At 35.1% G+C, this 6,194-nt stretch carries 6 protein-coding genes and 1 riboswitch; of the genes, 3 read left to right on the top strand and 3 right to left on the bottom strand.

Features of this window, described 5'->3' with window-relative positions:
- The first annotated feature begins 29 nt into the window (after positions 1-29).
- From AOG55_RS05650 to asd, 3 genes are all read left to right on the top strand, one after another.
- Positions 30-515 (top strand): hypothetical protein, encoded by a 486-nt coding sequence (locus AOG55_RS05650; protein ID WP_048101131.1) that lies wholly within the window; start codon positions 30-32, stop codon positions 513-515.
- A gap of 146 nt (positions 516-661) precedes the next feature.
- Positions 662-1,711, top strand: a complete 1,050-nt coding sequence (locus AOG55_RS05645; protein ID WP_052656682.1) for an amino acid kinase family protein — start codon at positions 662-664, stop codon at positions 1,709-1,711.
- A complete protein-coding gene (asd, locus tag AOG55_RS05640) occupies positions 1,696-2,721 on the top strand; it encodes an aspartate-semialdehyde dehydrogenase (RefSeq protein ID WP_048101132.1) in 1,026 nt (341 codons plus the stop codon). Before AOG55_RS05645 ends, asd begins: the two co-directional genes overlap by 16 nt.
- Before the next feature lie 15 nt (positions 2,722-2,736).
- Here asd and AOG55_RS05635 read toward each other — a convergent pair whose 3' ends face one another.
- The 3 genes from AOG55_RS05635 to AOG55_RS05625 all read right to left on the bottom strand — a co-directional run bounded on the left by AOG55_RS05635 (position 2,737) and on the right by AOG55_RS05625 (position 6,067).
- A complete protein-coding gene (locus tag AOG55_RS05635) occupies positions 2,737-3,369 on the bottom strand; it encodes an HAD-IB family phosphatase (protein ID WP_054963887.1) in 633 nt (210 codons plus the stop codon).
- 1 nt (position 3,370) lies between these two features.
- The gene (proS, locus tag AOG55_RS05630) at positions 3,371-4,762 is read right to left on the bottom strand and encodes a proline--tRNA ligase (RefSeq protein WP_048101133.1); all 1,392 of its coding nucleotides are present in this window, start codon (positions 4,760-4,762) and stop codon (positions 3,371-3,373) included.
- 87 nt (positions 4,763-4,849) lie between these two features.
- Positions 4,850-6,067 (bottom strand): MFS transporter, encoded by a 1,218-nt coding sequence (locus AOG55_RS05625; RefSeq protein WP_236688978.1) that lies wholly within the window; start codon positions 6,065-6,067, stop codon positions 4,850-4,852.
- A gap of 22 nt (positions 6,068-6,089) precedes the next feature.
- Positions 6,090-6,191, bottom strand: a riboswitch (TPP riboswitch).
- Positions 6,192-6,194: the final 3 nt, after the last annotated feature.

Genomic DNA, 6,194 nt, shown 5'->3' with positions numbered 1-6,194 from the left:
TTTATAAAAATATATTCTAAGGTGTTTAAATGAATCTATCATATTTAATAATTATAATATTCGTTTTATTTATAGCCATAAGAAGAATGTATTCCGGCTTAAATGGCAGAAAATTCAGGGCATCAAGGATTTTTTCCCTACCATTAATTTATGCAATTTTGCTTCTATTCTCACTTGAGGGAATTTATTCAAATTTAGATTACACAATTCTTGTTCTTGTCCTAATATTTCCAGGAATACTATTTGGCCTGAGGCTTGGAGATAACATTGAATTTTTTTATAGAAATAACAGATTGTATTATAAAAGGTCGCAGGCAATAATGGCATTCTGGCTTGCATCATTTATTGCCAGAATATTTCTTTTCCTGTTATATCCATTAAATATCCTTGCAGGATTTATTATCGATTTAATACTGGCATTTACACTTGGACTTATAATAGGCGAATCATTAACATTGTACAGCAGGTACCGGGAATTTTTAAATTCAAACAGGGATTTAAATGGGGGGCAATAATTTTTTTAAAACCATCCCCTGGGAGGCCATTTTATTGGATTAAAAATTAACAATTTTAAATAAATAATTACTCACAATCATTTGAATATAAAGGTATTTCCTAAATATTAAATATTACATGCATATACAGTTATGAAAGTGATAATATGCACGTTGTAAAAGTTGGTGGCTCAATACTTAAGGGCAGTGATGATCTGGCCCTTATAAGAAACAAAATAGAGGCCTGTGAAAAATGCATTATTGTCACTTCCGCCATGCGGAACGTGACGAATAATCTAATAGAAGCTATTAATACAAGGAACACAGGTATTATTGACACAATTTTTACAAGGCATATGGAGCTTATGAATAACTTCTATGATAAAGATTCATATTTCAATTTATTAGCATTTAAGAATGATGTGCTTAACAATCTCTTGCGTCCTGATACGCCTGAAAACCGTGATTTAATCCTGTCATACGGAGAAAAAATGGCCGTTATGGTATTATATTCATATCTAAAGCACCACGGCCTTGATGTTGATTATTATATAGAGCCATTTATAGTAACAGATGATAATTTTGGTGATGCCTCATGTCTTTATAAATATACGGAGGAAAATTTAAAAAACATGGAGTTTAAACATAAAATAACTATAGTACCTGGATTTACCGGAAAAACCCTTTCAGGAAAGGTTACAACCCTTGGCCGGGGTGGCAGTGATTACACTGCTGTATTGCTTGGCAGATTTCTACATTGCAGTGTCAGATTAATAACTGATGTTCCAGGCATAATGACATATGACCCCAAGGTCTTTCCCGACGCAAGAACATTGCCAGAGGTGTCAATTAAAGAGGCCATAAAAATGTCCTATGTGGGGGTTAAAAATTTTAATTATAAAACATTCAGTCCTGCAATAGATTCAGATATAGAGATAACAATAGAAAGCCTTTATGAGGAGGGTAAAACAGTAATAACACATAATGAAATAAAAACAATAAAATGCATAGCATTAACAGGTACATACGGGAATAAAAATATGCTGGTATTTATAGGCCATGGCCTTTCTGAGGTTGACACAAGCTCGCAGATATTAAATGCCATAGGTAAAACCCATTTATATCACCTTGACGACACATCATTATCAGTAATAATGGATGAGGATCTTGAGAAAAATAAAAGATATCTTTCAGAGGTTCCATTATGGACAAAATAAAGGTATCAATACTTGGATCAACCGGTGTTGTTGGTCAGAAAATGTTAAGAATACTTGAAAATCACCCATACATAGATGTTGTTAACCTCTCGGCATCAAGATCAAAGATCGGAAAAAAATATTCAGAATCAGTGGCATGGGTTGAACCCGGGGATATACCAGAAAGGTTCAGGGATATGAAAATGGTTTCAACAGACCCGGAGGACCATAAAAATGTGGATTATGTTTTATCAGCACTCCCGCCTGAGGTTGCAGAGGATATAGAGATAAAATTGATAAAAAACGGAATTAATGTAATATCAAATGCGTCTCCATTTAGAATGGCAGAGAACATACCATTAATTAATCCTGAATTAAATTATCAGCATCTGGAACTGCTTGAAAAAATGGATACAAAATTTGTGAAAAACCCAAACTGCACATCCACTATAATGTCCATGCCCATGGTTGAGGTTTTAAGGCATGATTACAAAAAAATTACACTGTCGACACTTCAGGCAGTCAGCGGTGCCGGATTCACCGGCCTTTCATATATGTCCATAGATGATAATATAATACCGTATATACATGGGGAGGAGGAAAAAATACCTGCAGAAATATCAAAAATGTTTGGCTTTGTAAGCAATAATAAAATAATAAACAGGGAACTTAACATGTATGTAACATCTGTTAGGGTGCCTGTTAAGGTTGGGCATATGGGCATAATGAATATTGAATTTAACGATGATATTGATATTGAAAACTTTAAAAATTCATTAAGGAATTTCACACCACTAAAAAAATTTAAAAATCTTTACACTGCACCCAAAAACCCTGTTATTATACATGATGAGGAAAACAGGCCGCAGCATAAGATGGATCTAAGCAATGGTATGGAAATACATGTTGGCAGGCTGGAATATAAAAATAAAAACCTGCGCATGGTAATACTCGGTGATAATCTTGTCAGGGGTGCAGCAGGTATAACGGTGCTCACACTTGAAACAATGAATGAAATGGGTGTTGCATAAAATTTAATAAAAATTTTATAAATAATTTAATAATTCTCCAAGGTTATTTATCACAGCAAAGGCATTTTCATTTAATATTTTATCATCAGAATTAATTGAAAGAAATCTATCAGTGGAGACAAGCATTGAGTAATCACCGGCAGAATCACCAACTGACAAAGTTTCCTTTTTATCTATTCCACTGGCCCTTATAATTTTATTTATAACTATATCCTTTCTGTCCGGGATTACACTAATCCTTCCGGCAGGGATTATATATCCATTATCATCAGTTAGTATTTCATTTGCATATATATAATTAATTCCATATTTTGCCCCTATTTTTTCAGCAAGCCATGAAATTCCACCGGACACTATTGCTGTTTTTACAGACATCTTCCTTAAGGATGACATTACATTGTCAAAGCAATTCCTTATTTTTATCTCATCAAGTATGTTTATTATGGTCGATTTTTTAATTTTACCAAACTTTGCCATCCACATTTTAATATCCAGCTCGAAGAACTCATCATATGAAATTTTTCCATCCATGTACATTTTATAATTCTGGGAATTGTCAACACCAAGCCTGGAATGCACATAATGCCAGCTGCTCTTCTCCCTTGTAATCACACCATCCATATCAAAAAATACCATTTTTGTTTTCATACTAATATGTCCTTGAAAACATTGATAATTTTCCATCCCTTCCGCATACTATGCATTTTCCTGATGTTTTATCATTGTAAATATTGCCAAGTGCAGCCTTTTCGGTAAGCGCCTCTATCTTATCAGAGCATTCTTTTGATCCGCACCAGTAGGCCCTAACCATATATTCATTTTTCATGTCATCAATGGATTTTGCCATGTGGATGTTATCATTAAAAAATTTTAATGAATGACTCTTAATATCATCATTTACTGTTTTAAGATAATTTTCAACATCCCTAAGGTTCTGTCTTGATATCTTAATCTTCTTCTTCTGTGTTCTAAGTGATAATGTTATCATATTTTCATTATATTCCCTGCTGCCAATCTCAATTCTTAGTGGAACGCCCTTCATTTCCCAATCATTATACTTGTATCCAGGTGTATAATCGCGTTCATCAATATCAACCCTGTAACCCATATTCTTCAGGTCATCCATTATTGTTCTGGAGTATTCAAGGATTTTATCATATATTTCACCGGGAATTGGCACTATAATTATCTGAACAGGTGCAATCCTGTATGGAAGTATTAAACCCTTATCGTCACCGTGAATTCCAATAACTGCTGCAAGCAATCTTTCACTAAGTCCGAACGTTGTCTGTGAAACATATTTAAGATCGCCATTCTCATCAAGATATTTAATATTGTAATTTCTGGCAAAGTTTTCGCCATACTCGTGAATTGTGCCAACCTGCAAGGACCTGTATCCCGGCATTGGCGTATCAAAGGCTATTGAATATTTTGCACCGGGAAATTTATCCCATTCAGGCCTTACATCCAGTGAATATTCAAGGCATAGTTCTGATGCAATTTTTTTCCATATATCAAGATATTCATTCATCTGTTTTTCAGCATCATTATAATCTTTATGCGCGGTATGTGCCTCATAAAAATGTATTTCCCTGACACGTATAAATGCCCTTGTGTGCTTTGTTTCATACCTGTAAACACTAACTATCTGATAAATTTTAAATGGCAAATCAGTATGTGACCTTATCCATAAAGGAAACATTGTATACATTGCGGATTCACTGGTTGGTCTCAGGGCCAGATCCACATCAAGTGTGTCCTTACCACCCTTTGTAACCCAGTAAATTTCATTTTCAAATCCCTTAACATGCTCGAATTCAACCTCAAGCTGCTTTCTGGATATAAGTACTGGAAAGCTTACCTCCTGGAATTTTTTTTCATCTGAATATTTTCTAATGATATCATCAATTAAATGCATTATTTTTAGCCCATAGGGCATCCATATATTCATTCCCTTAATTTCATACCTTTTATCGGTAAGCCCGGCGAGCTCAATAATTTCATTGTACCATTCACTGAAATTCTCTTTTTTGTTTTCCATTTTACCTGTTATAATTTATGATTATATATTGTTTTTGTGCAGTTTTAATCCTGTTATTATAAAAATGGTAAATAAAAAATATTTATGTTAATAATTTATATCAACATTCTTTGTTTCTATGCCATGCACATACCACGTTGCCGCACCTACAGCACCAAGACCCCAGAGGAATACATTCAGGAGTATAAACTGTGAAAGGCTGAAGGAACTTGTGGCATAAACAAGAATTGGATAAACTATCATTGGGCCAAGCCTTACCGTGCCTATAAAGGTTCCACGCATTTTTGTTGGAAATAATTCAGGTTCAAGGGTGGTTCTGGAAGCCCATCCAAACTCGCTCATCATCATATTTATGAACAGTAACGGAAAGAATACATATAAATTTCTAAGATACGGCACAAGGATGTATATTAAAACTGTGCTTGCAAAGCCAATAGAATATGAGTAAAGTGTAAAAAATTTTCTTCCAGAAGAAATCAGTGGTGCTGCTATAAATCCGGCTGCAGAGGCACCAACAAGTGCAACAAAAATAATCATGTTATCGGTGTATGCCCCAGGGAATTCATATGGGCCAATAATATACGCCATAAGTCCAAATGTGGTATATTGGGATATTGCAATGGATAATAGAACAAAAAAGCTTAACCTGTAGGATGGTTTTTTCTGTTTTATCCCTTCAGTATCTATATAAAGCTCCGATTTCTGCATTTCGGATTCTCTTTCCATGCCACGGGATTCAAGCCATTTATATGATTCTGGAAGCCTTATTCTTGCGAAAACCATTATTATTATTAAGACTGCTGCGGAGCTTAATAAAATAATCCTGTCATATAAAGTATTTGAGGTTATCAGGAACATACCCGCAATTAATGCGCTTCCAATATTGTCAAAATCAGCTATTATTGTAAGCCATTTGGCACGTTGTGATACAGGGGAATCCTCAGATATAAGGGATAATGAGGGTATTTCCTCACCACCAACTCCAAACTCGGCTATCATTAAACCTATGGCAAGTGGAATAAATGTATAGCTTAATGAAATTATTACTATTCCAGCACTGTATAGTACCATTGTTATTATGAATATTTTTTTCCTTCCAAGTATGTCCGACAGAATCCCCATTAAGAAGTTGCCGAATGGAACAAATATTGGCCCAATCAAAAGCACGAATACCTTAAGCGATTTTGGAAGAACACCAATGATTGACCCTGCGGCTGCCAGTGGTCCTAATGTGCCGACAATCCCCCAAAATGTTAACCCAGACGAGCTGGAAAGAAGCATGTATTTCTGCTTCTGGGTTAACATAAATTCCACCATTTTTTAAAATACACAACCATAGCCATCTCCCTCCGCCGGTTCTGACCGGATCAGGTTCCACGGGTCGATCCCAATCCTCTCAGCCAATTTAATGGCTCCCCGGTAAAAAATGGTG

This window comes from Acidiplasma cupricumulans (assembly GCF_001402935.1).
Lineage (GTDB): Archaea > Thermoplasmatota > Thermoplasmata > Thermoplasmatales > Thermoplasmataceae > Acidiplasma > Acidiplasma aeolicum.
Note: the sequence above shows the minus strand (reverse complement) of the source record. Positions and strands in the feature narration are given on the sequence as shown.